This is a genomic window from Hydrogenophaga sp. A37, assembly GCF_002001205.1.
GTDB lineage: Bacteria > Pseudomonadota > Gammaproteobacteria > Burkholderiales > Burkholderiaceae_C > Hydrogenophaga.
On record NZ_MUNZ01000016.1, the window covers coordinates 1 to 708 of the forward strand.

Here is a 708-nt window from a genome sequence, read left to right on the forward strand (position 1 = left end):
GGGTCGGCCTCGCGGTCGTATTCGGGTCGCAGGTCCAGCAGGGCCTGACGCGCGCGCTGCAGAAACTGCGTCTTGTCTTCTTGCGGCACCAGTTCCAGCGGCTCGCCAAAGCGCACGCTGCAGGCCAGCGGCACGGGCAGCAGGGCGCCTTTGGGCAACACGCGTTTCAGGTTTTCGATCCACACGGGCACGAAGCGCACATGGCCGAACGAGCGGGAGAGGTGGTAGATGCCGCTTTTGAGCGGCAGCAGCACCGCTTCGCCGGTGTTGCGCGTGCCTTCGGGAAAGATGATGAGCGAGTCGCCGGCGGTGAGCGCCGCGCCCATCTGCGCCAGCGGGTCGACGCTGCTGGGGCCGCCCGCGCTGGCGTCGCGCCGGATCATGAGGGCGTTGAACACGTCGCGGCCGATGAAGCGGCGCAGCGCCGACGTGTTCCAGTAGTCCTCGCCGGCCACGGGGCGGGTGAGCGTGCGCAGGTCGGGCGGCAGCGCGGCCCAGAGCAGCACGAAGTCGCCGTGGCTGGTGTGGTTGGCGAAGTACACGGTCTGGTTGGCTGTGGGCCCGGTGCGGCTCCACAGCGAGCGCAGGCCGGTGATCAGGCTCGCCCCGGTGACGATGGTTTGCCGGGCCAGCGCGGCCAGCAAGCGGCGTGGCGACGAACCCTCGGGCTCCATGGGGGGGAGGGGCTGTGGACGCGTGGAGGGAGAG

General features: G+C 70.3%; 1 protein-coding gene. It reads right to left on the bottom strand.

Going from position 1 to position 708, the window contains the following annotated elements; all coding sequences use genetic code 11:
- The coding region (locus B0E41_RS00090) for a lysophospholipid acyltransferase family protein (RefSeq protein ID WP_143433579.1) at positions 1 to 674 on the bottom strand (674 nt) is incomplete at its 3' end.
- Positions 675 to 708 lie beyond the last annotated feature (34 nt).